This is a genomic window from Thalassotalea coralli, from assembly GCF_055786205.1.
In genome coordinates, this window is sequence record NZ_JBVVBK010000003.1 from 492,510 (window position 1) to 518,535 (window position 26,026).

The following is a 26,026-nucleotide window of genomic DNA, read 5'->3' on the forward strand; positions in this document are numbered from 1 at the left end:
ATTATTCTGCAGTTGGCTCTATCGCTCTAATATGTTTTCTAACGGATATATAACTACCTGATAAGCCGAGAACAACCGCAAAGAAAATTAACGTTAGCATTTCTGAACTAGAAAGTCCTTGTAACGCAAAGTTGCTCTGATATAAGTCAGTTAACTCAACAATTGAAGATGCGAAATAGTGCACTAAAGCAGTTACGCAAAGCACAGCAACCATACCGCCTAAAATGCCATACCACACGCCAGCATATAAAAAGGGGCGTTGAATGAAACTGTCGGTAGCGCCAACAAGTTTCATCACTGCTATTTCAGTGCGCTGATTTAATATCGCTAAACGAATGGTGTTACCAATGATGAGCACCACCGATGCACACAGTAAAAGACCTATACCCACGACAATATCTTCTATTAAGGTCGCGATGGCCGCTAGCTTGGTTAACCACTCTAAGTCTAATTTACCTTGCTCAACTTCTCGTTCATTTAACAAGGCTTGGAGTAGCTCTTCTGCAGCCTGTACTTGGCTGGCTCTTTCTGTTGGCACCACAATAAGTGTCGCTGGCAGCGGATTAGTGTTGAGATAAGCGAGAGAGTCGCCTAAACCAGAGGTGGTTTTAAAGTCTTCCATTGCTTGTTTTGCGGAAATATAGCGAACACTAGCGACATCATCATATAGACGAATTCTTTGCGCTACCTGCTGGGCCGCTTTGTCAGATGTTGACAGTTTTAAAAACAAGGTAATTTCAGACGCCGATTGCCATTTTTCGCCTATCGCCTGAGCATTTTTAACAAAAACATGCAAAGTAGCAGGTAAAGTTAAGCTTATACCTAACACCAAGATGGTCATCACAGTCGTAAAAGGTGTACGCCATAGATCGCCTAAGCTGCCAATGCTTTGCTGTAAATGACGAACAATACGAGCGCTAATTCGACTGAAAATAGAGCGAGAACGCACCTCGCTATCTAGCTGATTTGCAGAGTTAGGCGTATTCATCGCTGGCTCCTTGCAACCCTTCCATCAGGCCATCATTAATCATACTACCTTGCTTAAGCGTTAAGGTGCGATACTTAAGCCGAGCAATTAAACCTAAATCATGGGTGGCAATTAACACAGCAACCCCCATGTCATTAAACTCTTCAAACAATCGGATAATTTCTAAAGACAGTTTTGGATCTAGGTTTCCAGTTGGCTCATCGGCCAATAAAATTGGAGGTTTGTTAACTATTGCTCTAGCAATACCAATGCGTTGTTGCTCACCACCAGATAACATATGCGGGTAACAACGAATTTTGTTGCCTAAGTGTACTTTTTCTAATGCTGCTTCAACGCGCTTTTTGGTTTCTTTATGGCTAACACCTTCAATGACCAAAGGCAAAGCAACATTATCAAAAACCGTACGATCCATTAGCAGGTTATGATTTTGAAAAATCATGCCTATGCCACGGCGTACATACGGAATTTGATTATACTTTACCGTAGATAAGTCGGTATCATTGATAACCACACGTCCACTAGTTGGCTTTTCCATTAAACTCATCAGTTTAAGCAACGTACTTTTACCAGCACCTGAATGGCCAGTTAAAAACGCCATTTCACCAGCCGCTATGCGAAAGCTAACGTTATTAAGCGCTAAAAAGCCACCGGGGTAGGTTTTGTTTACCTGTTCAAAGCGGATCATCGTGAGTTATCTATTATTTGTTATTGCTCTTGTTCACTAAAAAGCGCATCGATAAAGTCAGTACTATTAAACGCACGTAAGTCGTCAATACCTTCACCAACACCTAAGTATCTAATAGGAATACTATATTTGTCTGCGACCGCAAATACAACGCCACCTTTCGCAGTTCCGTCTAATTTGGTGAGCGTTAAGCCCGTTAAACCGACAGCATCGTCAAACAATTGTGTTTGACTTAACGCATTCTGACCAGTACCTGCATCAATAGTAAGCATGATTTCGTGAGGAGCGTTCTCATCCTGTTTTTTCATCACACGGACCACTTTTTTCAGCTCTTCCATCAAGTGCGCTTTATTTTGTAAACGACCTGCAGTATCGGCAATAAGTACATCAACGCCACGCGCCTTAGCCGCACTAATTGCATCAAAAATAACCGAGGCACTATCGGCACCAGTATGTTGAGCAATAACAGGAATATCGTTACGTTCGCCCCACACTTGCAATTGTTCTACCGCAGCGGCTCTAAAGGTGTCTCCTGCTGCTAACATCACCGACTTACCTTGTGCTTGGAATTGTTTAGCCATTTTACCAATAGTGGTTGTTTTACCTACACCATTTACGCCCACCATCAAAATCACGTAAGGAGAACCTTGTCCTTCAACACTCAGTGGTTTATCAACTGGTGCCACAATGTCTTTTAGCTCTTGTTTTAGTAGGTCATAAAGCGCTTCAGCATCTTTTAATTCACTGCGTGAAGCTTTCTCAGTAAGTGACTCGATGATCTTCATCGTTGTTTCAACACCAACATCAGCCATAAGCAGATGCGTTTCTAATTCTTCAAAAAGATCGTCATCAATTTTTTTACCGCGAAACAGGCCGAATAAACCTCCACCAATATTTTGGCTGGTTTTACTTAGGCCTTTTTTCAATCGAGCAAAAAAGCCTAATTTTGGCTCTGGCTCTGGCTCTGGCTCTGGCTCTGGCTCTGGCTCTGGCTCTGGCTCTGGCTCTGGCTCTGGCTCTGGCTCTGGCTCTGGCTCTGGCTCTGGCTCTGGCTCTGGCTCTGGCTCTGGCTCTGGTTCAACAGTTTGTTCAGTTGCTGACGCTTCTGGCAAGCTTTCTTTTGTGTCTATTTGTGAAGTTTCTGCCGACCCTTGTTGTTCAGCTTGCTCTTCCACCTGTGTATCTTGCTGTTCAGTTTCTACTTTTTCTGGTTCAGGCTGCTTTTCTTTTTTGCTGCCAAAACCTAACCAAGAAAACATACCTTTTTTTTCCGACATAATTCGCTTTCTTTCATTAAAATACGTGAATAGTTGTGGTCATCACGCATAGATAAAGGATAAAATTGCCGCTAGTTTATCACCTAACTCTGTGACACAAAACAAAAGCTTTTCACTATGAAAAAAGGTTCAAAATCACACCCTCGTCAAAAAGGTCAATCTGCAAAGGGTAGTATCCGCATAATCGCCGGCAAGCACCGAGGAAGAAAGCTTCCTGTATTATCTTCTGAAGGGTTAAGACCTACCACAGACAGAGTTAAAGAAACCTTGTTTAACTGGCTTATGCCCTATATTCATGGTGCAGATTGTTTGGACTGTTTTGCTGGCGCTGGCAGCTTGGGCTTTGAAGCATATTCTCGCGGTGCGGCAAGCATCATTATGTTAGAAAAAGATAAAGCAGCAAGCCAACAATTAAAAGCCAATGCGACATTGTTAAACAGTACGTCGTGCAACATTCATCATACCGACACCTTAACCTACTTAGCCGCTCAACCTGCTAAAGCGCAGGACATCGTATTTGTAGACCCCCCTTTTAACCTTGGCTTTGTTGAAAAGCTTATTCCACTGTTAACTGAAGGCTGGCTCGCAAAAGACAGCCTAGTGTATATCGAAACTGAACAAAGCTTTTCTGCATCCATCATTCCAACGAACTGGCAATTGCTGAAAGAAAAAAGCGCGGGTCAGGTTTGCTATCGTCTATACCAAGTGAGTTAAGTAGCTAAAACAAAATCTCATAGCCGACCGGCAAACAACAGCAGAACAGAATCCGTTGAATGACAACTTGTTTTTCTTGAGGGATATCGACGAGCTTCATGCCAAAGCCCACTCGAAGAAAGTTAAATTTTCCTATAACAAATAGTAAGCAAACACTTACAAACAGTACTAACACACCAGATAACAGCATTTGCCATTCTATCGACAGAGAGTCATTTAAAACGCTTGTAGATAACCAATATGCAAGCAAAATACTGATGGTTTGATGCACGATATACAAAGGAAAAACATAAGAACTGAGCGTTTTAATACGGTCATTTTCTCGATTCAACCATGAATAAACGGCAGCCAGAATTGCTATTGGTAGCACCGTTTTATTTAGCCAATAAAACCCTTTTAACAAGATTAATAGATTTCCCGCTTCTTCTTGCTTTGGCCAAACATAAACAAAGCCGAGCTGCACAATGACAACCGAAATTCCCGCCAAGAGTAAAAAACTCTTGCAGTGTTTTGCCAACGACAACCAAAATGCTTTTTTTGTGCCAAATAAAAAGCCAAACAAGAACCAGGTTAACCCGTATAGCTCTCGAATAATTTCACCCGATAAATTCATTTCGATATAGCCAATAATAAAAAACAAGATCGCCACCAATAACGTCAGGCGGTTGGCCAATACAGCGATCGTTCTTTCCACCTTGGACAATGCCAATAAGGGTGTTAACAGAATAGCAATTAAAGAGAACTGCCAAAGAGAGCGTATAAACCATAAGTGATTAACATCGATACTTGGCCAAATACCGGCAGTGAAGCTGTCAAAATAGTGCTGTCGGTCGAAATATAGGGCGTAAAAAAACTGGCCAAAATCTAGCGGCATGGCTTGCGCTTGCTTCATTTCAACATAAAGCTGAGGAGGCACGACAATCAACACACCTATTAATAAAGGAAACAACAGTTGAGTGCTACGACGATAGAAAGCAGCGCCTATCGGCACCTTCTTCATCATAAAGCCCATAGATATACCTGACACTAACCACAGTAAGCCCAATCGCCAAGGAGAGCTTAACAGCATCACGTTTTGTAACCAGCGCCAACTAGATTCAAGCTTAAAATGAAAGCCCCATTCAGGCACGTAGATCATTAGGTGGTGGTAGAAAACGAGAACCCCTATCGCGATAACACGCAATAAATCCAAAGCGGGAATTCGTTCTATTGGTTCTATTGGTTTTTGAGTGCGTAAAGTCATACCTATAATATTATGTTGATGAAAGCTTGATAAAATATGTATCATCTCTTTACGCTCATATTTGAATCAACGTACTGTTTTGATTGATAAAAGTGATAAGCGGTGGAATTTAGGGATTGATATTTTTTATGACACAGTTAAAAACGTGGTTCCAAACATATAAAAAACGAACAGAACTACTGTTATTGCTTGGTTACTTTGCTATTAATGGCATCGTTAATGCGACGACTGTGATAATGCAGGATATGCGAGATGATCAACTCAGCTTCTCACTGTGGGAGCCATTTGTATGGGAATTATCTAGTGCATTTTCTACGGTGTTACTCATTCCATTGATCGCTCAGTTTACAAAAAAATGCCCTTGGCTTTGGCACGATAATTTAACTTCCCTGCTTCGATACTTATGTGCGGCCATTGTGTTTTGTTTTGCCCATGTTGCGCTTATGGTGGCAATGCGTGAAATAGCCTATCTTTTTTCAACGAGTGACTATAACTTTGCCGATAGCCTACACACATTACTGTTTGAATTTCTCTATGAGCTAAGAAAAGATGTTTGGAATTTTTTCTTTTTTGTCGTTGCCATTGAAGTGTATCGTTATGCTGTAAAACAGTGGCTAGGTGACATTTCACCGATTGCTGAATTAACCGAAACTGAATTTGCGAAAACAAAGAAAAATTCAGAAACGATTCAAGTGAGAACCCCACAAGTATTACCTGAAAAAATGTTAGTGAGAAAATTGGGCAAAGAGTTTCTCATTAGCACTCGAGATATCACCTGGGCGCAGTCTTCAGGAAATTACCTTAATCTCCATATTAATGGTGACGTTTATCCAATGCGCACAACGCTATCGGAATTTAGTCAAAAAGCGGTTTCCTTGGGATTTGTGCGAATTCATCGATCACATATAGTCAATATTCATCAGATAGACCATATAGCCATGCTTAGTTCTGGAGATGGCGAAGTTAAACTAAAAAGCGGTGAAAAAGTTAAATTATCACGACGTTACAAAAGTGAATTTGATCAACAAATCCAAGAATTGAGTAGGGTCTAGTTTAGTCTAAAGTAATCTTATTCATCGTTGCACACGTATTACCTCACATCACAAAGAATTACAGTGCAACCATGTATCAAAACGTTCCGTTAAAAACCACACTTGCCTATTTAGGTATCTTACCTTTCGCTTTATTTTTGCTGCTAGGTTTGTATCCTTCGCTACCATTGAAAATCGACAGTCAGCTATTATTTGTTTATTACTCTGTAGTCATTATTAACTTTGTTGCAGGCTCGCTGTGGCATTTACAAGGAAAGGCGTTAGGTCTATCACTGCCCTTGCTAACTAACATCATCAGCCTACTCAGTTTTTTATGTTTAATGCTGCCAATAAACATTAGCCTGATCATACTGCTGCTGAGTTACATTTGCCTGCTGATGGCGGAAAAGCAATTAGTAACCGATAACCCTTCGGCGAGCGATCTTCACTATCTAACTACGCGAACCCGCGTCACGATCATCGTCATTACTCTTCACGGTATTGCGTTCGTGATTAACCAGATATTACCAAGAGCAACCTAAGGCAACACCATGAAGTCATTTCTCATAGCTATATTAGTCATCATTATTAGTGGTTGCAGCACAAACTACCCAAACAAGACACCCGTTTCTCAAGCTTTCCCTCAAGTTACAGGTAACAATTTAGAAAAACAGGTGATTGAATTACCTCAATATTTTTTGGGCACAACGACTATTTTATTATTAGGATATAAACAGGATAGTCAGTTTGATATTGATCGTTGGCTGATCGGTTTAGATATGACACAAGTTTCTACACCTGTTTATGAAATTCCTACCATTCAAGGGATGTTTCCGCGCATGTTCAGTACGGTTATCGATAACGGTATGCGCAAAGGCATTCCAAAGAGCTTATGGCAAGGCGTTATCACTGTCTATCAAGGTGGTGACAAGATTCAGCAATTCACGGGGAATATGTCGCCAAATAATGCAAGAGTTATTCTTTTAGACCAATCAGGGACTGTGGTATTTTTCTACGATGAAGGGTTTTCGGTCGATGCGCTGAACAAACTGCGCAGCGCTATCGATGAACAAAAGGTTGCGTCTAGATAATTTCTACACCTAAATTAGACACACCTTCTGATAAGACTAACGCTTTAGCTTTTTTTATCGTCGCTTCATTCTCAGGTGCATTTTTTAACAGATCAAAAAGCTCATTTTGCGTCGCTTTCTCCCATTCATACAATGGGTGCTTTTTAATTTGAGGGGTAAGGTCTTCCAGCTCACCCTCTTCTTCTAATTCTTCAGCTAACAATAGCTCAACGTATGCCATGACACTGTTTTCCGACAAACGAGATACTTGCTCAATATTTTCAACTTCTTTATCTTGCTGAAACTGTAATAACGCCGCAAGCCCCATCACAGTATCTAAAGCAGGAAAAACGCCGAAAAACTCGAACTCATTCGGCTCAGGTATATTAGGCTCTAGCTTTTCTAGTTGCGCATCAGCGTTTAGCTTCGCCGACTTTGCTTTAGCTGCGCGCTGCCAAACTAAAGACAATTGATTTTTTAGTAATGCACTATCACCAAATTGAGTTGCTTCACTAAACATCTGATAGTTGGGTAACATGCGTTCTAAAATAGCTGCCGCAAAAACATTTTGCTGCCAAGTCGTTAACTTGGTGAAAGGTAGTCGAATAGTCACAATAAAAACAAACTCATTGCAATGTGTTGGTGAGCTGATGAGGTGAGTATACCTAACCAGGTTAAAGTTCACACTTTTTTTGTCAGTTCTCGCTGGGCGTATTCAAAACGTAATCGATATTCCGTGACTTGCTGCTCAAGTGTTGCCACCTTATTTTCTAATTCTTGCTGTAATTGATGATTTTCATCTCTTAGATACTTGATAGTATCGCGAGCTTTTTCATATTCAGCTTCTTGTTGAGCACGCTTCTGCATTATAGAGTCGAGCTTTTTCTCTACTGACAAAAATTGCTGACGCTCCTGTTCTGAAGCGCTTTTCTCTTGCTCTAGATCGCTCTGAGTTTTATCCAAATTTTCCCTTAACTCAGCAACTTTGCTCTCATTTTCAGAAAAAAGAGTTTCTCTTTCCGTTAATTGAGCCCTTACCTCTTCTATCTCTTGTAGCTGCTGTGCCTCTTTATCCTTTTGATCTTGCAATTGCTGTTGAAGTTGAACAGTTTGCTGCTCTAATTTGCTAACCGAGGCAGCTAAGTTTTCACTCTTATTTGAGAATTCTTGCTCTAATTGCGCACGTTCACTCACAAGTTGTGATTTTTCAGTATTGAGTTGCGCTAGTTCTTGTTCAAGCGATTGTTGCTTTAACTTTGCTTCATTTTCCAATTCCACACTCTGCTCTAACTCACTTTTTTGTTTTGCTATGTATTGCTCTAATTCACTATTCGATGTTTGCTCTTGTGTTAACTGACTTTGCAATAACTCATTACGCGCCTTGGCTTCGTTGGCTTCAGAGGTAAGTTGGCTGATCTGTTGATTTTGCACATCGAATGTTGCGCTATTGGCTAAAAATTGTTGCTTAAGTTGCTGGCTGGTTTGCTCTTCTTCTTCGAGCGACTTCTTTAGAATATCTAGTTGTTGGTTTTCAGACTCAAGCGATAATATCGCCTGTTCGAGGTCGGTCACGGCAAGCTGTTTATCTCTTAACGCTTGACTGAGCGTTTCGTTTTCTTTATTGGATTCTTCTAATTTGGAGTTTAATGATGCCAGTTGTTGTTTGAGATCTTTTGATTCGTTAGACCACTGTTTTTCGATGTCCTGCTTTTCTTGTTGTGCCAGCTCAAGAGATTCATGCAACAAGAGTCGTTCAGTATCGTCCTGTTGAGTTGCTTGCTGCTGTGCGTCATCACCTAGATAAGACGTAAGCAAAGAAACAAGATGTTCATCAAAACTGGCTCGCGAGCGCTCCAATAACTCTTGTAGCTGCTCGTCTAATTCACTCGGCAAGTGAGGCTTTTTCGCCATATTTACTCCTTGAATTAACCAGTATCCTTTTAAATTAGCATAGCTTTAACTATTAAAAAAGGGAGCTTACTGCTCCCTTTTTATAAAATAACCGTTAGGTTAACAAGTGATAGAAGGCTTACTTCTCTTCTTTTTTAAGTCCAAACTGAACGTTTACTACTTTTTGTGAGTTAGTACCTGTGTTTCTTAACTGTGCTAAACGATTGATTTGGCCTGCTGAAGATAACAGAGAGTAAATAGCCATAAATGCACCAGACTTATGCATTTCTAGTACTTTATCATCAGCTAATTCCATTAATTTCTTCTCGTTGATACCAAATAAGCCAACTAAACGCTTATTTTGACCATCGTTGAAATCAACTTTCAATTCTAATTCTTGTAGTAAGTCATTTTCTTCTAACATTTTAACGAAGTTTTGTGTTGCAATTTCACTTTCGTATAAACGACCTAGTTGATCATGGATTGACTTGTAGAACTCTGACTCTTCACCATTCTCGTCAAATAGCGCAAGATCTTTGTCTTCACCAACAAATGGGCTGTCTAAGTCAATGCATGATGTTAATGTTTGCTCTTTATCAGGGTCTAAACCTAAAGAGAAAGGGATAGTAGAAAATGCTTGTGGAACGTAAATCGCTTGCCACTTCTCTTCTTCTAAGTATAAGTTTTCACCTGTTTCCAAGCCAAGCATAGCAACACAACGGTATTGTTTAGCCTGCTCGTCATGAATAAGCACAATTGGGTAGCTTGTAGAAGCTTGACCAAATTCACGAACATTTACTGGTGCAATATGCTGTCCAGCAAATTGAGATAAATCACGCTTTGAAGAAACTTTAAGGTTTTGGTGTTGGTCTTTTTTAACTGCTACGATGTTTGTCATGTCTTTTCACTCAATAGTATTGTTCTTATCACTACGACTTTTTATCAATAATTTGTGTCGCAGTTTTCTCTTTGTGAATAAGTTATGGAGACTAGGGTTTGTGCTTTCAATGGCTAAAAGTAAAATTTATTGAGATAATTAGCAAATAGCGATTGCATTCAGAGGAATACCTACAGATTTTCCCTTGTAAGCTATTGTTATATATACCACTAAACGAGAGTAATTTACGTGAGCAAAAAAATCTTATTTTTAATAATATTCTTATTTTCTTGTCCACATGTACAAGCTAAGGCGAAATTTAAGCCAACTTTCGGGTATAGCTTGGAAGGGTTTCCTCGCGTAAAAATTAAAAACGATACCTCTAAAGATCTTGCTTGTTGGGTTGCAATTGACGGTCATAAAAAGAAGTTTCGCTTGCCACCATTTGCTACCTCACAATGGATTACTGTGCGCGACAAGCGATATACTTACAAGAATTTCAGTAATTGGTGTGACTTTATCGACTACCACCCAGAGTATAGACAGTACCGAAACGGGTAACGCTAGTTTCCTATTTTTTCCGGGTTGAGAAAGCGAAAGGTATAGCCCATGAATAGTCCGCCCCCTACTAAGCAAGCAAAGCCCAAGATTAAACAAAGCTCACGAATTGTAGAGCCGACTTCTTTTGAGCCTGTCTTTTGAAAGAACCTCCGCTTCTGTCCGTAGTGTTCGACAAAGGAATGACCCATATAATTTCGGGTAGTCACAATCATTTCATCTATTCGCGTCTTGTTAGCTTCTATTCTCTTTCTGGTTGCCTCGCGATCTTCATTTAGCAACATAATATTAACAGGGCTGAAGTGCTCATTAACTTCTCCCTTATTAATAAGTCCTCGGGATTCATATTGATGCACAACTTCAGAAAACAAGCTGCGCGTATTGCCGGCTAGTACCATCATCACGCCGATTACAATGGTAATGGTCGCGGCAATATAAGCAGAACGCATTTTCGCCATTTGTGCTAGTCGTTTAGATTCTATTTTAATGGCGACTTCAGGTAAGTGAGATAGCTGTTCATGCAAATAATTAGCATCTAAAGATTCAATAAGTGACATTGCGTCCATATCAAATGCTTGAGCTATTTTAGCAATCACATCAAAAGAAGGAGAGCCTTTATCATTTTCCAATTTCGATAGATAAGACTGCTCAATGCCAGCTTTAACAGCGAGTTCCGGTTGCGTTAATTCAGCTTGTTGGCGTAACTGTTTTATTTTTTCACCAAGTTTCATAATACATTCCTTATTGCTTGATTATCTTTAATTTTCAAGCGTATTCTTGGCTATCATATCAGGAATATACAGATGAATATGCCGTGATACAGAAGAATATTTGGCATACCAAGGATATAGGTTTTTTATTTGCCCTTGGTTTTATCTGTTAAGCCAGATTCTTCATTTTCTCGCTTCATAATAACGAAGGTTAAGTACATTTTTGTCGGTAGTGAGCAGACTAACCCTAAAGCAATACAACCAGCACTGATAACAATACCCGTTACGCCCATTTTTTCTGGCAAATTGGCATAACTCAGTAAGTAATGACCAAGCAGCAATAAACAAAGGCCGAAAACAATAACGATTTTGAGTATGATAATAAGCTTTTTGTCTGTCATGTGCTATCGCTTAAGAGTTGAAAGTGATTTCTACATCATACAAGCGAAACATTTAGCCTTATTGATCTAACGCATAATATTAGGGCGTGTTGAACTTTAATGGTTAAATTTTGTTCGGATTAAATGCGTTTTTATCGCGGCACTTGTGATACGCATCGTTATTCTACGCAAAGAGCAAGTAACAATGAAAAAAGTGCATGTAAACGAATCCAAAGGACAGCATTTATCACGCCTTTTTACTGTGTTATCGCTTATTTATGTAGAATAACCACACGGCATAAGCTCAGTCTTGTTTAAAAACATGAGTAATTGCTACAAAAAATAGCCTCGAAAGATCAACACGCCCTAGACATTTCCGCTTAAATAGGCGCTGCGCTCTTCTTTAGAAAACTTTTCTATCGCATAACGCAACATAGTTCTTGGCATTTTCTTATAGTGCTTCAATAAAAAGCCCTCTGCCGTTTTTTTATCGCGATTTGCAATCTCCCTTAACATCCAACCCACGGCTTTATGAATCAAATCTTCTCTATCTTCAAGCAACAGATCGGCAATATACAGCGATTCCTTAAATTGATGATGCTTGATAAAACAATAGCAGGTGATCATGGCAATTCTGCGTTCCCACATCGAGCGAGAATGAGCAAACTCTATCAGTACAGATTTGTCACGCTCAAGAAGATAAGGCCCCAAAATCTTATAAGCCGAACTGTCAACTAAGTCCCAGTTATTAATATATTGGGTATGAGCTAAATAACTGTTTACGATTTGCTGTTGCACCTTAGGTGATTTTTTTGATCGTTCAAATAGCGCCACCATCATAAACAAAGCAAAAAGCCTTATCTCGTGGTATTGACTCGGCAATAGGCTCTCTATATCGCTTAGTGCTGCATGTTTAAATTGTTTTACGTATTGTCTAAGAACAGGCACACGCACACCGAGGAAGCAGTCGTTTTCGCCATACTCCCCCTCGCCCGTTTTAAAAAATCGACTAGCGGCTTGCGCACTTTCCTCATCTTTTAAAGCAACGATGGTATTTGACATTTGTAACGCTAATTCAGTTAACGCCATATTGGTAGCTTGGTAATCAGTTAAAGTTAATTAACCATAACGTGAATCATTAGTAGTGGCTATAAAATAAAAAAGCTCATCAAATGACGAGCTTTTTCAAAAACACTATGTAGAGAAAATTAACTTTGGTGTCTTTGCCTAAACATATCAATTAGCGCGTTTGTAGAACCATCCATTGTTAAAGGCTCTTCGCTATCGGTTAGTTTGGATAACACTTGCTTACCAAGCGCTTTACCTAGTTCCACACCCCACTGATCAAAAGAATTAATATCCCAGATAACCCCTTGAACAAACACTTTGTGTTCATACAAAGCAATTAAGCTACCAAGAGTTTTAGGATCTAGTCGGTCAAAAATAAGTGTATTACTCGGCTTGTTGCCCTTCATTACTTTATGACTAGACAAGTTTTCGATTTCATCTGTACTACATTTTGCCTTGGTCATCGCGGCAATAACTTGCTCTTCAGACTGACCTTCCATCAAGGCTTGAGATTGTCCAAAGCAATTAGATGCTAGCATATCGTGATGATTAGCTACGTCATGATGCGGATGCAATGGCAACATAAAATCAACAGGAATCGGCGTTTTACTCTGATGAATCAATTGATGAAAAGAGTGTTGCCCATTTGTACCTTCACTTCCCCATATAATTGGGCCGGTATCGTAAGGTAACTCTTTGTTATCTATCGAAACAGATTTACCATTACTTTCCATATCTAATTGCTGAACATAGGCAGGTAACCCACGTAAATAATGATAGTAAGGTAAGAGTACCTGCGATTGAGCACCGTGGAAATTGCGATACCAGATACCAAGCAGCCCCATAAGTACCGGCATATTTTCTTCTAGTGGCGCATTTAAGAAATGTTCATCCATTTCAAATGCTCCCTCTAAGAAGGCTTGATAGTTGTCAAAACCAATCGCTAACGCTAGTGGCAAGCCAATTGCTGACCATACCGAATATCGACCACCAACCCAATCCCACATAGGAAAGATATTGTCTGGGTCTATACCAAATGATTCAGCAGCTTCAATATTCGTTGATACGCAAGCAAAGTTATATTGAACGTCTTGCTGAGTAGCCGAGCGCAAAAACCATTCCTTTGCTGATTCGGTATTACGTAACGTTTCCTGTGTCGTTAGCGTTTTTGATGAAGTGACCACCATAGTGGTTTCAGGGTTTAGCTTAGCTAAAACATCTTGTAAATGGCAGCCATCGACATTGGCAACAAAGTGCACATTAAGTTGTTTTTGACGATAAGGCTTCAATGCCTCCGACATTATTTTAGGCCCAAGAAAAGAACCGCCAATACCAATACTGACAATATCGGTAAATGCTTTGCCGGAATACCCTTTTTTATCGCCAGAAGATACAGCATCAACGAACAGTTTTACTTTTTCTAACGTTTGTGTAATGTGTGGCATTACATTTTCGCCATCAACATACACAGGTTTACCAGAAAAATTGCGCAGTGCAGTATGTAGTACCGCACGATTTTCAGTAAAGTTTATCGCTTCTCCAGTAAACATACGGCTCCGATAACCTGACAAATCGGCTTTTTTCGCTAAATCAATTAACAATTCAATGGTTTTATCGGTGACTCGATTTTTAGAATAATCTAACGTAATACCTGCTGCTTTCGTCGAAAACAAAGAAAATCGCTGTTTATCCTGAGAAAAAAGATCGCGCATATGCACGGGTCTAATTTCTTTATAATGGTCCGTCAGTGCTTGCCACTGGGGAGACTCATTTAACATAGTAGATTCCTACCTTTTACACATCATCACAAAAAATAAAATAACTTGCTGTTATTACGCCTGTTTTTATTTTTATTCTAAGGCGGCAAACAAATTATTTTCTAAATTTAACAAAAAACAATACAAAAAAGTATCACTTATTGCCAAAAAATTCCATTTATGTAGTTTTATTACAACATTTTTTATTTTTTACGTATTGTTGATCCATTCACTCATAACTACGTGGGTTTTAATTTTAACGATATCTGCTTGGTGGTCCAAATATTCTCTAATTTCGTGTATCCGCGTCATATTAGACGCTTTTACATGAACAATTAAATCCATATCACCGCTAATACCATGACAGGTTATAACTTCTGGGAACTGCCTAAACAGCGGTACAACCTCGCTGCATTTCGCGCACTGATGTTTAATCTCAAAGTAAACTTGTACCGCTTGCTTCTGTGACTCGCTTAAAGCAACATGATACCCTTTAATAACACCTGTTTTTTCAAGCTTTTTAATTCGCTCTGTTACCGCTGATCGCGACAAATTTACCTGGTTTGCGATATCAGAAACACTCACTCTAGCATTTACCCTAAGTTGAGCAATAATTGCTGAATCAAACTTGTCCATCTAAGCCTCTCTCGACTTTGCGCTGCACAGTGAAATAATACACCAGCAAAATGTTGGCAATTCCGTCATTTTGTCGGTAAATACACGCAGATTGTCATTTTAGATTGCAGTATTATTCTACATATAATTTACGGAATGACTATAAATATTAATGACTCAGAAAAAGCTTAGCCGCACTCAGGGTGCAGGTTTACTCGCCACCACTTTGCTTGGCACAAGTGTATTTATTCTTCCACAAAGTACCATAGAAATAGCCCATCATAGTGCGCTTTTAGGTTGGATACTTTTAACAATAGCACTATTACCTGTCACGTTTGTTTTTGGTCGATTGGCTGCTCAGTATCCTCACGCAGCCGGTCCTGCTTATTTTGTCGAGAAAGCCTTTGGCAAAATAGCAGGCAAAACCCTTGGCATAAGCTTTTTACTTGCCGTGCCACTAGGTGCGCCCGCTGCTATTTTAATGACAATGCAATTTGTACAAATGATTCTACCGCTGTCTGAAGCTCAAGCTTGGTTAGCGCAGTTGTGTATGCTCATAATCGTTTTTTTACTGAATATTAGAGGCATTAAGCTATCAGCCAAACTGCAACTTGGGTTAACACTAGCAATCGTTATCGTTGTTATTGCCCTTGCTTTTCAGGTTTACTTATCAAGTTCGGTCCCCGCTTTACCTTTAATAACCACTCAACCAGAGATGTCACCATTATTGCTTGCCATGGGCCTGGCTTTTTGGAGTTTTCTCGGTATTGAAGCCATGGCACATTTAGCCAGTGATTTTAAAAATCCTGAAAAAGACCTGTTACCTGCAATGCTTATAGGCACTGTGTTAGTCGGTCTTATTTATATTATCTGTACTTGGATTTTATTAACGGAACCAGCCAAAGGTAATCTAGCCATGTTAGAGGTATACGGGAATCATTTCCCTTCTGTAATCCAGCTAGTTATTTGTATACTAGGTATCGCTGGAGGCCTAGCAACGGTTAATGTTTACACCGCAAGTGTTGCTAGATTATTGGCTAGTTATAGCGAAGATGGCGTATTTCCAAACTTCTTTGCTCATAAAAATCGTTATTCGGTGCCTAGTCATGCGTTAGTCACCATACTATTCATCATGTCCATTGTATTAACTGTTACCTACGTTACGGGAAAAGAACTTGAGCAACTTATCTTTTGGGTGAATGGTGTCTTTGTACTCATCTACTTGATGTCTATGCTTGCTGCGTACAAATTGTTAAATGGAAAATACCTGAAAACCATTCATATCAGCACAACATTATGTATTGCCTTGGTTATAGGGCTAGGCTCTCTAATGGCTTATGCTTTGGCAATTATTTGTCTAGTAGTACCTTTACTGCTATTACAACAGCGACGAAGAACCAAAAAGGTGACCGCTTAAACTAGAGCGGTCACAAACAGTTTATTTCAGTAAGTTTTCTATCATTCCAGCGGCATCTTCTGGCGTAATATTGCCTTTTTCAAGTTGCTCCTTGATCCATTGCAGTTTCTTTTTCTGCTTGTCATTTAGATTCTCGCCTTGCTCTTCAAAAATTGATTCGATGAGTTCGAGAATTATAGTTAAAGCAAATATTTCCAAAATCCAGCCAGGTACTTTCTTTTTCAGTTTATCCCAAATCCCTTTCCACCCTTTTTCAGCCCATGCTTTAATCCATTTTTTCAAACGTTTTTTCAGCCATTTCTTCAGAGCTTTTTTCGCCGCGGCTTTGCCTAACCTCTTGATAATCCATTTAATGATGGTGCCAATATAAAAAGCATTTTGTGGCATATAAGAAATAACACTTGCACCTGGAATATTACAGATACTTTGTGCCGCCGACGCATTAACAGCAAAGTCCCATGCGAGCTCAGGGTTTGAGTCTGTTATTTTTCTAAATGCATCATTACTACCGTAAAGATAACCAGCAAGATAAGTAGCTAATGCTAAGTCATGACAGGGATCCCCATCGAGTTCTGCGTCTTCAACTGCGGAGTCAACTAAGTCATCAACTAACTTTTCAACATATGCTAGGTCATCACCTGCTACTTCAAATTCACTACGACTGTTCTCTTCCATCTCGATCTCCTTAAATCTCGATAAACTTCAGTTAGTGTTAGTAGAAAGGTTGGTATTGCCTAAGAATTACTTAATCACTTTGCTGTATCGTCCTTTCGTGTCAGTAAGCCTTAGACCAAACTAAACAACTTACAGCAAAGCCTTTTGAGTATAGCCAGCGTGAGTAAACCCGCCACCGGCCAACCATAACTAGACAATGTTTAGGTATTAGGTAGTATGGGCAACTATATAACGTTCGCCGTGTTGCGATATTTCGCCCTTATTATAGAAACAAAGCGTTAAGAACAACCTAGCATGTACATAAACCATTTAACCGTATCGCAACAGCTTGATGTAAACCTTAAAGGTGACGATTACTTCGTTGGCGATGTTCACGGGAACAAGCAAAAGCTTCTTAATGATCTATCCGATATAGGATTTCGCTTTGAGGTTGATCGCCTAATATCTTCGGGAGATATTGTCGACAGAGGAGAAGATTCTCTTGGCTGCTTAGCTTTACTCGACTGCCCATGGTTTTATGCAACATTGGGCAATCATGAAGAAATGCTGTTAAAAGGTTTTGACAACCCAATTCATTGGCAAGTGATGTTAAGGCACGGTGGAGAGTGGCTTCATCCGCTGTTTAACGACAAAAACAAACTGATCTCAATTGCTGAAAAAATTGTCAGAAAAATGCCTTTAACCTTAACAATAAAATCTCCATACGGTGATATTGGTGTGAGTCACGCCGATTCTCCAAGCAATTGGTTAGATTGTGCTAACGATGAAGCCACCAGAAAAGTATTAATGTGGTCAAGAGAGCTGTCGTCTACTAACAGAAATTCAAAAGGTATTGAAAATATCGATTTTACCATTCACGGACACAACAATTTAAACCAAGTACTTTGGCGCAATAATCAGCTGTGTATTGATACCTTAATAAAGACAGGCGAGTTAACCATTATTTCTGCCAAGCAAGCGGCAAAATTATTATCACAACGTTAGTTTATAACTAAGAAAGGAAAACAAAAAATGCAAGAGCTAGCAACATCCTTGTTGCTGGCAATTGCAAGGGTGTTAGAACTGGTATCGCAAACCAATTGAGTAGCGGCGACCATAACTTGCTGAACTCAAATAGTATTGAGCAGAACTAGCGCCAGCTGCTAATAACTCTGTATTAGCGGCATCAACAGTTAACACATCTTCAGGATCTAATAAGTTATTACCATCAGCGGTAATTCGCAGATTTTCAGTAACGTCATAGGCAAAGCTCACACTTAAGCTTTCCCAAGCATTAGACGTTGCTTGTTCGTTATCAACCCAGCCAAAGGTTTCATAAGTCCAATGCCAGGCTTTGCGAGCGGCAAAATCAGAGCGGCGATTGTAAGCAATACTTGCACTGAAGCCATGGTTTTCATAGAACAAGTGTGCATTAGATTGATGCTCAGATAGTCCCCAAAATGGAATTTCTTTGCCTTCAACATCATATTCACCTGACTCACTGTTGTTGTACGTATGGTTTAAAGCAATACCAAATCCAGCAAAAGCTTCAGGTAAGAATTCATCGAAGGTTTGATACCACGCAATTTCATAACCACGAATAACCGAGGCGTTTTCAGTGTCGTTATATGGACGAGTCACCTGAAATTCTTGTCCAGCAATCACTTCCGTCGTCACGTCATCTTTAACAAACGCTTCCACATCTTTATAGAAAGTGGCAAGGGCCAAATTACCCGATTCGCTGTAGTACCATTCAAGGGCCGTATCAAACTGCTTGGCTGTATATGGTGAAAGGCCAGGATCATTTTCAAACATCGTTCTTTCAATTCGGCCATCTTGACTGGATTCAGCATAAGGCGTAATTGAGGTGATCGGTCTTAAATTTGATAAACCTGGGCGCGCTATAGCTTTAGATGCCGCTAATCGTAAAACTAATTCGTCAGTTAGCTCTAATCTGAAGTTAATACTAGGTAACCATTCGCTGTAGTCACCTTTAAAGTTAACTAGATGACGCTCACGCCAGTTTTCATTAGCTGGCTTTCCGTCTGCATCAAATTCGATATTAGCTGGGTCTTGCGAATAACCATGTGAGGTAACTTCAGTTCGAACGTAACGAACACCTGCATCTAACATGTACGGCATATCGAAAAGCTCATCTCTTAACTTGATTTCACCGTAGGCATGCCAAGTTTCTTCTTTAACCGCATAAGTGTTTCCACCCGACTCATTTAGAGAAGGGATAACCTTTGCATAGGCGTCAGGATCTAATTCTTTGTAGAATTCATATAATGCATCAACATCGATACTTGCCCAACTAGCAGGAACATTGGCGTTACCACCAAAGTTATCACTAGAGCCCGGTAAGATAATATGAGCAGGCAACTTCCACATTTCTTGGCCGCCAATCATCACTGTTTCAGCGTCATAGGTTGGATTGATTTCGTCCATAAAGTCTAGCGCGAAAATAGAACCGTTGATTGGCGTGTAATGTACTCTGTCTTTTTCTTGCATGTTGTAGCCTGCACCGAACAAGACTTCTGAGACAATACCGTCGTTTAATTCCCAAACGCCATCTACCACAAGTCGACCCGTTTCATCTTCAACATTTACACCATCTCGACGAGAGTAGTGTGCACCGTAGTCAGCGGTTTCATCGAGTGGGCTAGATAACCAAATATCAGGAATGGTTTGACCGTTATTAAAGTTAATTGATGCCGCATCTACTGCCGCACGAACCACAACAAAGTTGGTATCACCTTTATTAACGTTTTCTGCGGCAGAATATGCTGCATCAAAGTTTAAGGTAACATCATCAATTATCCAGTTAACATTTAAACCCACTTGATAAGTTTCACTTTCACGTGGCTCACTATCTTCAAGTAACTCTAACGTGGCATCATTCCACGCCATGCTATCGACAAAACCATCAGAGCCTACAGAAAACTCAGTATATTCACCAAAAGGTCCCCAAGAGCGTGGTGTCGCTAGTGAAAGTACGCGACCAGAAGATTCAATATCATAGGTCGTGTACAAAGCGTCAAAGTTAACATCGATTTCCGGCGTCGGTAGCCATTGCAACGCTAACGTACCACCAGTTCTTTGGCGATCAGCACGGTTCATATTAATTTTTGGAAAGCTTGGCGCGCGCATAACATCATCAGCAGAAGCACCTGCAGGAATTTGTACGTTGTTGCCAAAGTCTGCGTAAGAATTATCACTCCACCAACTCGACCAGTAAGAATCGTAACGAGAAGTCGTTTCAGTGTGAACAACAGAAAATAGTACACCAAAATCGTCAGTGATCATTTCACTGGCAATAAGTGAGTATTTCGGGTTCCATGCTTCGGCACGTTCATTGTAGTCAGCTTCAACTGAAGCTGATAACGCTGGGCCAACATCTAATGGACGACGAGAAAATATCTCGACCACACCACCAATTGCACCTTCTTGTAAATGAGCAGAAGGGGTCTTATGTACGCGAATTTCATTAACTAATTCTGAAGCAATAACGTCATAGTTAAAATCGCGAGATGAGTTGTCTGATGCCAGCTTACGACCATTAAAGGTAGTAATATTGTAATTACCCGTTAGACCTCGAATAGTCACCGTTTGTCCTTCACCGTTTTTGCGGGTCACACTAATACCAGGAATTCGCTGTAGTGCTTCAGCAACGTTTTCATCAGGAAACTTACCTATATCTTCTGCAACAAGGGCATCTACTACGTTGTCTGATAACTTTTTAATGGATTGTGCTTCTTTAAGACTGTTTCTGATCCCTGAAACAACGATAACTTCCGTTTCATCTTCTGCTTCTTTCTTTTTCTCTTCTTCACTTGCTGTTTGCGCATTATCTTGTTGCATTGCAGATGGTGCGTCAAACGCCATGGCTTGACCACTGGCAGTCAGTAAAAGGGCAAGGGCGATTGGCGATAGCTTAAAGGTACTATCTTGAGCAAGTGGAGCTCGTCGTTTTGTTAACCTATTCAAGGTGCTCTCCTTAAGTAAACTTCTTATAATTTTTAAGTAATTGTTGGTATCGTTATCTTAATTAGCTGTTTCGCTTGGATACTTTTGTCCACCGTGACGTTACTGCTGCACTTATAGGACATTTTCGAGTCTACAAAAGGAATGGAAGGCGGTACTTCCAAGAATTAAACGTATTATTCTTGGATTATAGCGGGCTTTTAATCGGTCATATTTTCAACAAAAAAGCAGCCTTTTTTTGGCTGCTTTGTTCCTATTTACTAACCCTAAAGTTGTTAGTTGACGATTTTGAACTTTTCATTTTTTAGTGGGTATTGTGATCCTGACAGCTCAGGGTACTTTGCTCTTAACACGTCAAACTCAGGGTTTATCGCCATGTCCCCCCAAATGCCTAACATAAGTTTTAAAGCAGGTTCATGTTCAGGTTTCTCACCTAAATCACCAGATGATACGATCCATTTGTTTAGTAAATTTCTGTGATGCATTAAGACAGATTGAAACGCCGGGTTTGCCGCTAAGTTATTAATTTCATGAGGGTCCTTTTCTAAATCATATAGCTCTTCTTTGGCTCTTGTTGGGGCAAATAGCTTAGACTGAACAGGGTTTAACTTGCCGTTTTCATAAAGTTCACGCATGGTTTGCGTAAGTTGCCACTCATCCCGATAACTTGGCTGCATCATAGAGCGTTCAGGCATAAAGTTACGTATATACTTAAAGCGTTCAGTGCGCACGGAACGGATCCTATCGATAGTGAAATCACATCTATCTCGCGCAGAGATAACATACTCGGCAGGATTAAAGTCGTTGGCGAGAAAGTTACTTCCTTCAAAATAGTCAGGAAGATCTATACCCGCTAGTGCTAAAGTGGTGGCTCCTATATCAAAGCCTGTAATAAGTTCCTTTCTAACCCCGGGTTTAACGAAGTGTTCTTGATTTTTACCATACAAAATAAAAGGTACTTTAATCCCACCTTCATAAAGAAACTGCTTATGGCGCAAGAAGCGCATACCGTGATCGGCAAAGAAAAAAACTAAGGTGTTTTCTAACTCACCGTCACGCTCAAGACGCTCCAATATCGCCTTTACTTCGCGATCGGTAATTTGTAACGACTCTAAATATCGAGCCCATTCCTCTATCACTAATTCGTCATTAGGGTAATAGGGGGGTAAGGTGACTTTATTTCTATCTATTGGAAACTGAACTTTCTCTTTAAATTTCTTAGAAAAGATATGCTTGCCGCCTTTTAATTGAATTTGGCCAAAGAAAGGCTGGCTTTTATCTTTACGATCATTCCAGTCAATTTTAAGTCCAGACTTTCCATACAAAGGGTGCTCAGCGTAGGCACCTGAATACAAAGCTTTTCGATCATAAGTAAAATTGTAATCGTCTTTGCCATGGTTAAAGGTGAAATAACCCGCTTTCTTAAACAGTTCAGGAACGGTTTTTACGTGTTTAGGCAAGAAAAAAGCAGCGTCTTCAGTGCGAGCACTATGATGATTATGTACACCAAGTGTTGTTTGCATCACCCCTGTCATCATCGCTGAACGTTGCGCAGAGCAAACCGGCGCAGACATGATGGTATTGTCAAACCGAATGCCTTGTTCAGCAATTTCATCTAGCGTAGGTGTATGTACTAATTCGTTACCATAGGCACCAATATCCTGAGAGATATCTTCAACGTATATCCAAAGAATATTTGGCTTTTTGTTTACTAGTACTTTATCTGTTGCAGCGACATTATCCTGAGCTGGTGTATTCTTAGCGCTATCGGTTTGGCACCCAATTAAAGCCAATAAAAATAATGTCTTAATACCTAAATGTCGCCAAGTTAATTGAAATCTATTTATCATGATGTTTCCATTTATCGATACCCAAAGCTGAATTCGCTTTACTATTTGCGCACTCGAAATGCCTAATCTTTTCCACCACTTAACAGTAAATTTTCTGCCCAGCGCAATCCGTCCCGTTTTTACACTTTTTGTTCCCATAAAATAACATCAGCATTGAGTAACTGCCCCGATTTAGATAACGTGAACTCTCGATTTCTAACCTTGGCTAGCAAAATGGAATGGGTAAATAGAATTCAATTTGATCAAAGTAGTCCGTTAACAGTTCAGGCTCACGAATTTAATTTCGGTTTTCAACGACACAAACCGCAAATTATGGAGTCAAGCCATTGGCATGGCCACATCGAAGTTAATTACCTCTATGGATGTTCAGCCGATTATCTCATCAATGGTAAAAAGATCAGTGTGCCAGAAGGGCGGATGATTATATTTTGGGCGTCAATCCCTCACCAAATGATCGCATCTGAAGGTGATGGTGAAATGGTTAACATTTATATCCCGCTACAGGCTTTTCTCACTTGGAAATTTTCCGATCAATTTATTAGCGATATTTTACACGGTGAAGTTCTCGTAGCAGATCGCTTACATCCAACGGATAAGTTAATTACTTCTCAATGGGAAAACGATTTAGAAAAAAATGACTACCGCTTGATGATTCACGTGATTGATGAAATCCGTAATCGCTTGCGCAGAATGTCACTAGAGCCTTATTCCACCTTTAATTTATCAAAACAGCCTAACCAGTTAGAAAGCCGTTCTTTGGTCTCTGGCTTACCACATATTCAGGCTATATTGCGTTTTATTGCCGATAATTACGATAAGAAAGTTACCATAGAAGAAGTCGCTCAGGTTACAGGGCTACACCCTAATTATGCGATGAAATTGTTTAATCGCGTGATGAAAATCTCCATTAAACAGTACATCAACAAGCTACGCTTACAACATGCCCAAGCATTATTGATTGATACCAATGATGCTGTATTGAACATAGCTCTTGAAGCCGGCTTTGGCTCAACCAGCCGGTTTTACGATTTATTTCAACGAGAATTTCAAGTAACGCCTCAGCAATATCGACAGCAAATGTCTAAGATGAACATGTCTTACCCCAAAGCTGCTAGTTAAGTTATTTTTTGGCATTCATTTCTTCAAATACAGGAATCATTGTACGTGATTTCAGTGCTTAAATGTCTGTCATTAACGTACAACCTATAAACTATTGGAGACGCCGTGTTTACTCGTTCTCACTTTAAAAAAACCATTATTTCTCTGTGCTTAGGGCTTACCGCCACTAGCTATGCATCAAATAGTTCGCTAGATGATTTAGCCAACCAACTAGAAAACCGGTGGCAGAAGAATGGCAACGCTATTACTTGGCAAGTTAATGATCAGCATCAAGATCACATTGAGATGAGTGGCGAACAAATCTCCACTATTATTTACTATGGTAATGATGAGCACGGTAATTTAACGTTAAACCGCAAACTAGTATGGCCTATGCTACGTACCATTCCTAATGATACCCATGCCAGCTTAATTCACGAATTTCCGCTAGACGTTGCACCAGTTATCAAAATCGACGGAAAGATAGTAACCAAAGAAAAGCTCACCAAAGCTAGCATTGATGGCACATTAAGCCTTACCACGAATTTAGGTGATGGAATTGTCCTTACGCGCACCTTATCGCCAAGTACAACTGAACCAGCAATGATAGAGCGTTACCGACTACACAATACTAGTAACAAGGGAAAACAAGTCGAATTCTTGCCAAATAATTATCGTTATAAAACAGATAAAGAGCAGGGTGTCTATGGTAGTTACACCATTAGCGCACAAAGCCAGTCAATTGGCAGTACTCAATTAGCACCAAATGCTCAAATCGACTTCTTCGTTACTTTTTCTGCAATAAAGCAAGGGCAAAAGGTGCAGTTAAATGGTGAACAAGAAATCGCTAATCGCCAAGCGTTTGTTCAAAGCCTTCAACAAGACTTACAACTAGAAACTCCAGACCCTGTGCTTAATCAAATGTTTGATTTTGCTAAATTGCGCGGTACAGAAAGCATCTTTAGAACTAAAGGCGGCTTAATGCACGGTCCCGGCGGAGGGCGTTATTACGCGGCTATCTGGGCAAATGACCAAGCTGAATATATCAACCCATTTTTCCCATTCCTTGGCAATGACAATGGTAACGAATCTGCTATTAACAGCTTTGAACACTTTGCCCGTTACATGAACGACAAATTTGAGCCAATCCCATCTTCCATCATTGCCGAAGGTATCGATTACTGGAATGGCGCAGGCGATAGAGGCGATTGCGCTATGATCGCCTACGGTGCAAGCCGCTTTGCTTTAGCTTATGGCGATGAAAAACAAGCGACAGAGCTGTTGCCACTGATCGACTGGTGCTTGGAGTTTAGCCTAAATAAATTGTCTGATCAGGGCGTAATTGCCTCTGATAGTGATGAACTTGAAGGGAGATTTCCTGCAGGTGACTACAATTTAAGTACTAATATGCTCGCTTATGGTGGTTTAATTTCATCAGCCCATTTAAACCGTGAACTGGGCCGCGACGCCATCGCGACAAAATATCAGAAACAAGCAAAAACGCTATTGAACAATATCGACAAATACTTTGCAGCGAATGTTCAAGGTTTTGATACCTATAGATATTATGAAGGTAATGACAAGCTTAGAGCTTGGATAGCGCTACCATTTACTATGGGCGTATTCAAGCACAAACAAGGTACGCTTGACGCTCTTTTATCACCTCATCTTTGGAATGAAAACGGTATCTACACCGAGGCTGGCAATAAAACCTTTTGGGACAGAGCGACCTTGTACGCCTTTAGAGGTATTTTTGCTGCGCAAGAAACGGATACCGCGATGCGTTACTTCAAATACTACTCTCGTAAACGATTGTTAGGGGATCATGTCCCATATGCGGTTGAAGCGTGGCCAGAAGGAAATCAACGTCATTTGTCTGCTGAAAGTGCTTTATATGCGCGCGTTGTTACTGAAGGGATTTTTGGTATCGAGCCAACAGGCTTCAATCGATTTGATGTTGCGCCTTACCTGCCAAGTAGTTGGGACAAGATGTGTTTAAATAAAATTAGAGCCTTTAGTAATCGCTTTGATTTATGTGTACAGCGCAACGAAGATAAAACGTCTTTCACTATTTTGGTGACCGATGAAAACGGAGAACAAAGCCGTTTTCCTTGGCGTGGCGATAAGCCAATGTCGATAACTCTTTAATCGAATTGGTAG

At 40.2% G+C, this 26,026-nt stretch carries 24 protein-coding genes; 9 read left to right on the top strand and 15 right to left on the bottom strand.

Annotation, left to right across the window (positions count from 1 at the left end; all coding sequences use genetic code 11):
- Position 1: 1 nt before the first annotated feature.
- Genes ftsX through ftsY form a run of 3 tightly spaced genes read right to left on the bottom strand, consistent with a single transcriptional unit; the run spans position 2 to position 2,950 of the window.
- Positions 2-988, bottom strand: coding sequence for a permease-like cell division protein FtsX (gene ftsX, locus ACOB80_RS10420; RefSeq protein WP_473165756.1), 987 nt, complete (start codon positions 986-988; stop codon positions 2-4).
- On the bottom strand, positions 975-1,673 hold the full coding sequence (ftsE, locus tag ACOB80_RS10425; RefSeq protein ID WP_473165757.1) for a cell division ATP-binding protein FtsE: 699 nt from the start codon (positions 1,671-1,673) through the stop codon (positions 975-977). The genes ftsX and ftsE overlap by 14 nt, the downstream gene beginning before the upstream one ends.
- A 20-nt stretch (positions 1,674-1,693) precedes the next feature.
- The gene (ftsY, locus tag ACOB80_RS10430) at positions 1,694-2,950 is read right to left on the bottom strand and encodes a signal recognition particle-docking protein FtsY (RefSeq protein ID WP_473165758.1); all 1,257 of its coding nucleotides are present in this window, start codon (positions 2,948-2,950) and stop codon (positions 1,694-1,696) included.
- Positions 2,951-3,067: 117 nt separating this feature from the next.
- On the opposite strand from ftsY, the gene rsmD reads away from it, so the two are divergent.
- On the top strand, positions 3,068-3,664 hold the full coding sequence (gene rsmD, locus ACOB80_RS10435; protein ID WP_473165759.1) for a 16S rRNA (guanine(966)-N(2))-methyltransferase RsmD: 597 nt from the start codon (positions 3,068-3,070) through the stop codon (positions 3,662-3,664).
- A 4-nt stretch (positions 3,665-3,668) separates the two neighbouring features.
- Here the strand turns inward: rsmD and ACOB80_RS10440 are convergent, their stop codons facing one another.
- A complete protein-coding gene (locus ACOB80_RS10440) occupies positions 3,669-4,907 on the bottom strand; it encodes an acyltransferase family protein (protein WP_473165760.1) in 1,239 nt (412 codons plus the stop codon).
- A gap of 128 nt (positions 4,908-5,035) precedes the next feature.
- On the opposite strand from ACOB80_RS10440, the gene ACOB80_RS10445 reads away from it, so the two are divergent.
- The 3 genes from ACOB80_RS10445 to ACOB80_RS10455 all read left to right on the top strand — a co-directional run bounded on the left by ACOB80_RS10445 (position 5,036) and on the right by ACOB80_RS10455 (position 7,029).
- The gene (locus tag ACOB80_RS10445; RefSeq protein ID WP_473165761.1) at positions 5,036-5,959 is read left to right on the top strand and encodes a LytTR family DNA-binding domain-containing protein; all 924 of its coding nucleotides are present in this window, start codon (positions 5,036-5,038) and stop codon (positions 5,957-5,959) included.
- Between the two features lie 71 nt (positions 5,960-6,030).
- On the top strand, positions 6,031-6,480 hold the full coding sequence (locus tag ACOB80_RS10450; RefSeq protein ID WP_473165762.1) for a DUF3429 family protein: 450 nt from the start codon (positions 6,031-6,033) through the stop codon (positions 6,478-6,480).
- A gap of 9 nt (positions 6,481-6,489) precedes the next feature.
- Positions 6,490-7,029 carry a hypothetical protein gene (locus tag ACOB80_RS10455; RefSeq protein ID WP_473165763.1) on the top strand — a complete coding sequence of 180 codons (540 nt, stop codon included), beginning with the start codon at positions 6,490-6,492 and terminating at the stop codon, positions 7,027-7,029.
- Here ACOB80_RS10455 and ACOB80_RS10460 read toward each other — a convergent pair.
- The 3 genes from ACOB80_RS10460 to ACOB80_RS10470 all read right to left on the bottom strand — a co-directional run bounded on the left by ACOB80_RS10460 (position 7,022) and on the right by ACOB80_RS10470 (position 9,796).
- Positions 7,022-7,621 (bottom strand): YjaG family protein, encoded by a 600-nt coding sequence (locus ACOB80_RS10460; RefSeq protein ID WP_473165764.1) that lies wholly within the window; start codon positions 7,619-7,621, stop codon positions 7,022-7,024. The genes ACOB80_RS10455 and ACOB80_RS10460 overlap by 8 nt on opposite strands.
- A 68-nt stretch (positions 7,622-7,689) precedes the next feature.
- Entirely contained in the window at positions 7,690-8,919 is a 1,230-nt protein-coding gene (locus ACOB80_RS10465) for a coiled-coil domain-containing protein (protein WP_473165765.1), read from the bottom strand.
- A gap of 118 nt (positions 8,920-9,037) precedes the next feature.
- Positions 9,038-9,796, bottom strand: coding sequence for a SapC family protein (locus ACOB80_RS10470; protein WP_473165766.1), 759 nt, complete (start codon positions 9,794-9,796; stop codon positions 9,038-9,040).
- 228 nt (positions 9,797-10,024) lie between these two features.
- On the opposite strand from ACOB80_RS10470, the gene ACOB80_RS10475 reads away from it, so the two are divergent.
- Positions 10,025-10,336 carry a hypothetical protein gene (locus tag ACOB80_RS10475; RefSeq protein ID WP_473165767.1) on the top strand — a complete coding sequence of 104 codons (312 nt, stop codon included), beginning with the start codon at positions 10,025-10,027 and terminating at the stop codon, positions 10,334-10,336.
- A gap of 2 nt (positions 10,337-10,338) precedes the next feature.
- On the opposite strand, the gene ACOB80_RS10480 is transcribed toward ACOB80_RS10475, so the two are convergent.
- From ACOB80_RS10480 to ACOB80_RS10500, 5 genes are all read right to left on the bottom strand, one after another.
- Complete coding sequence (locus tag ACOB80_RS10480) at positions 10,339-11,064, bottom strand: helix-turn-helix domain-containing protein (protein WP_473165768.1); 726 nt, start codon at positions 11,062-11,064, stop codon at positions 10,339-10,341.
- 125 nt (positions 11,065-11,189) lie between these two features.
- Complete coding sequence (locus tag ACOB80_RS10485; RefSeq protein ID WP_473165769.1) at positions 11,190-11,444, bottom strand: hypothetical protein; 255 nt, start codon at positions 11,442-11,444, stop codon at positions 11,190-11,192.
- Between the two features lie 345 nt (positions 11,445-11,789).
- Positions 11,790-12,512 (bottom strand): DNA alkylation repair protein, encoded by a 723-nt coding sequence (locus ACOB80_RS10490; RefSeq protein WP_473165770.1) that lies wholly within the window; start codon positions 12,510-12,512, stop codon positions 11,790-11,792.
- A gap of 119 nt (positions 12,513-12,631) precedes the next feature.
- On the bottom strand, positions 12,632-14,269 hold the full coding sequence (pgi, locus tag ACOB80_RS10495; protein ID WP_473165771.1) for a glucose-6-phosphate isomerase: 1,638 nt from the start codon (positions 14,267-14,269) through the stop codon (positions 12,632-12,634).
- 189 nt (positions 14,270-14,458) lie between these two features.
- Complete coding sequence (locus ACOB80_RS10500; RefSeq protein WP_473165772.1) at positions 14,459-14,884, bottom strand: Lrp/AsnC family transcriptional regulator; 426 nt, start codon at positions 14,882-14,884, stop codon at positions 14,459-14,461.
- A gap of 151 nt (positions 14,885-15,035) precedes the next feature.
- Between ACOB80_RS10500 and yjeH the strand changes: the two genes are divergently transcribed.
- Positions 15,036-16,280: an L-methionine/branched-chain amino acid transporter gene (yjeH, locus tag ACOB80_RS10505; protein WP_473165773.1), complete on the top strand. Its 1,245-nt coding sequence runs from the start codon at positions 15,036-15,038 to the stop codon at positions 16,278-16,280.
- A gap of 21 nt (positions 16,281-16,301) precedes the next feature.
- Here the strand turns inward: yjeH and ACOB80_RS10510 are convergent, their stop codons facing one another.
- Complete coding sequence (locus ACOB80_RS10510; protein ID WP_473165774.1) at positions 16,302-16,955, bottom strand: hypothetical protein; 654 nt, start codon at positions 16,953-16,955, stop codon at positions 16,302-16,304.
- Between the two features lie 294 nt (positions 16,956-17,249).
- Here ACOB80_RS10510 and ACOB80_RS10515 point away from each other — a divergent pair, with 294 nt between their 5' ends.
- Positions 17,250-17,939: a metallophosphoesterase gene (locus ACOB80_RS10515; RefSeq protein WP_473165775.1), complete on the top strand. Its 690-nt coding sequence runs from the start codon at positions 17,250-17,252 to the stop codon at positions 17,937-17,939.
- Positions 17,940-18,011: 72 nt separating this feature from the next.
- On the opposite strand, the gene ACOB80_RS10520 is transcribed toward ACOB80_RS10515, so the two are convergent.
- Together ACOB80_RS10520 and ACOB80_RS10525 are read right to left on the bottom strand one after the other, a co-directional pair.
- Positions 18,012-20,921 (bottom strand): TonB-dependent receptor, encoded by a 2,910-nt coding sequence (locus ACOB80_RS10520; protein WP_473165776.1) that lies wholly within the window; start codon positions 20,919-20,921, stop codon positions 18,012-18,014.
- 272 nt (positions 20,922-21,193) lie between these two features.
- Entirely contained in the window at positions 21,194-22,768 is a 1,575-nt protein-coding gene (locus tag ACOB80_RS10525) for a sulfatase family protein (RefSeq protein ID WP_473165777.1), read from the bottom strand.
- Between the two features lie 213 nt (positions 22,769-22,981).
- On the opposite strand from ACOB80_RS10525, the gene melR reads away from it, so the two are divergent.
- Positions 22,982-23,887, top strand: coding sequence for a transcriptional regulator MelR (gene melR / locus ACOB80_RS10530; RefSeq protein WP_473165778.1), 906 nt, complete (start codon positions 22,982-22,984; stop codon positions 23,885-23,887).
- Between the two features lie 105 nt (positions 23,888-23,992).
- Positions 23,993-26,014, top strand: a complete 2,022-nt coding sequence (locus ACOB80_RS10535; RefSeq protein WP_473165779.1) for a hypothetical protein — start codon at positions 23,993-23,995, stop codon at positions 26,012-26,014.
- Positions 26,015-26,026 lie beyond the last annotated feature (12 nt).

Coding starts and splice junctions, on each gene's coding strand:
- ftsX (WP_473165756.1), bottom strand. CDS start 988: ATGAATACGCCTAACTCTGCAAATCAGCTAGATAGCGAGGTGCGTTCT.
- ftsE (WP_473165757.1), bottom strand. CDS start 1,673: ATGATCCGCTTTGAACAGGTAAACAAAACCTACCCCGGTGGCTTTTTA.
- ftsY (WP_473165758.1), bottom strand. CDS start 2,950: ATGTCGGAAAAAAAAGGTATGTTTTCTTGGTTAGGTTTTGGCAGCAAA.
- rsmD (WP_473165759.1), top strand. CDS start 3,068: ATGAAAAAAGGTTCAAAATCACACCCTCGTCAAAAAGGTCAATCTGCA.
- ACOB80_RS10440 (WP_473165760.1), bottom strand. CDS start 4,907: ATGACTTTACGCACTCAAAAACCAATAGAACCAATAGAACGAATTCCC.
- ACOB80_RS10445 (WP_473165761.1), top strand. CDS start 5,036: ATGACACAGTTAAAAACGTGGTTCCAAACATATAAAAAACGAACAGAA.
- ACOB80_RS10450 (WP_473165762.1), top strand. CDS start 6,031: ATGTATCAAAACGTTCCGTTAAAAACCACACTTGCCTATTTAGGTATC.
- ACOB80_RS10455 (WP_473165763.1), top strand. CDS start 6,490: ATGAAGTCATTTCTCATAGCTATATTAGTCATCATTATTAGTGGTTGC.
- ACOB80_RS10465 (WP_473165765.1), bottom strand. CDS start 8,919: ATGGCGAAAAAGCCTCACTTGCCGAGTGAATTAGACGAGCAGCTACAA.
- ACOB80_RS10470 (WP_473165766.1), bottom strand. CDS start 9,796: ATGACAAACATCGTAGCAGTTAAAAAAGACCAACACCAAAACCTTAAA.
- ACOB80_RS10480 (WP_473165768.1), bottom strand. CDS start 11,064: ATGAAACTTGGTGAAAAAATAAAACAGTTACGCCAACAAGCTGAATTA.
- ACOB80_RS10485 (WP_473165769.1), bottom strand. CDS start 11,444: ATGACAGACAAAAAGCTTATTATCATACTCAAAATCGTTATTGTTTTC.
- ACOB80_RS10490 (WP_473165770.1), bottom strand. CDS start 12,512: ATGGCGTTAACTGAATTAGCGTTACAAATGTCAAATACCATCGTTGCT.
- pgi (WP_473165771.1), bottom strand. CDS start 14,269: ATGTTAAATGAGTCTCCCCAGTGGCAAGCACTGACGGACCATTATAAA.
- ACOB80_RS10500 (WP_473165772.1), bottom strand. CDS start 14,884: ATGGACAAGTTTGATTCAGCAATTATTGCTCAACTTAGGGTAAATGCT.
- yjeH (WP_473165773.1), top strand. CDS start 15,036: ATGACTCAGAAAAAGCTTAGCCGCACTCAGGGTGCAGGTTTACTCGCC.
- ACOB80_RS10510 (WP_473165774.1), bottom strand. CDS start 16,955: ATGGAAGAGAACAGTCGTAGTGAATTTGAAGTAGCAGGTGATGACCTA.
- ACOB80_RS10515 (WP_473165775.1), top strand. CDS start 17,250: ATGTACATAAACCATTTAACCGTATCGCAACAGCTTGATGTAAACCTT.
- ACOB80_RS10525 (WP_473165777.1), bottom strand. CDS start 22,768: ATGATAAATAGATTTCAATTAACTTGGCGACATTTAGGTATTAAGACA.
- melR (WP_473165778.1), top strand. CDS start 22,982: ATGGAATGGGTAAATAGAATTCAATTTGATCAAAGTAGTCCGTTAACA.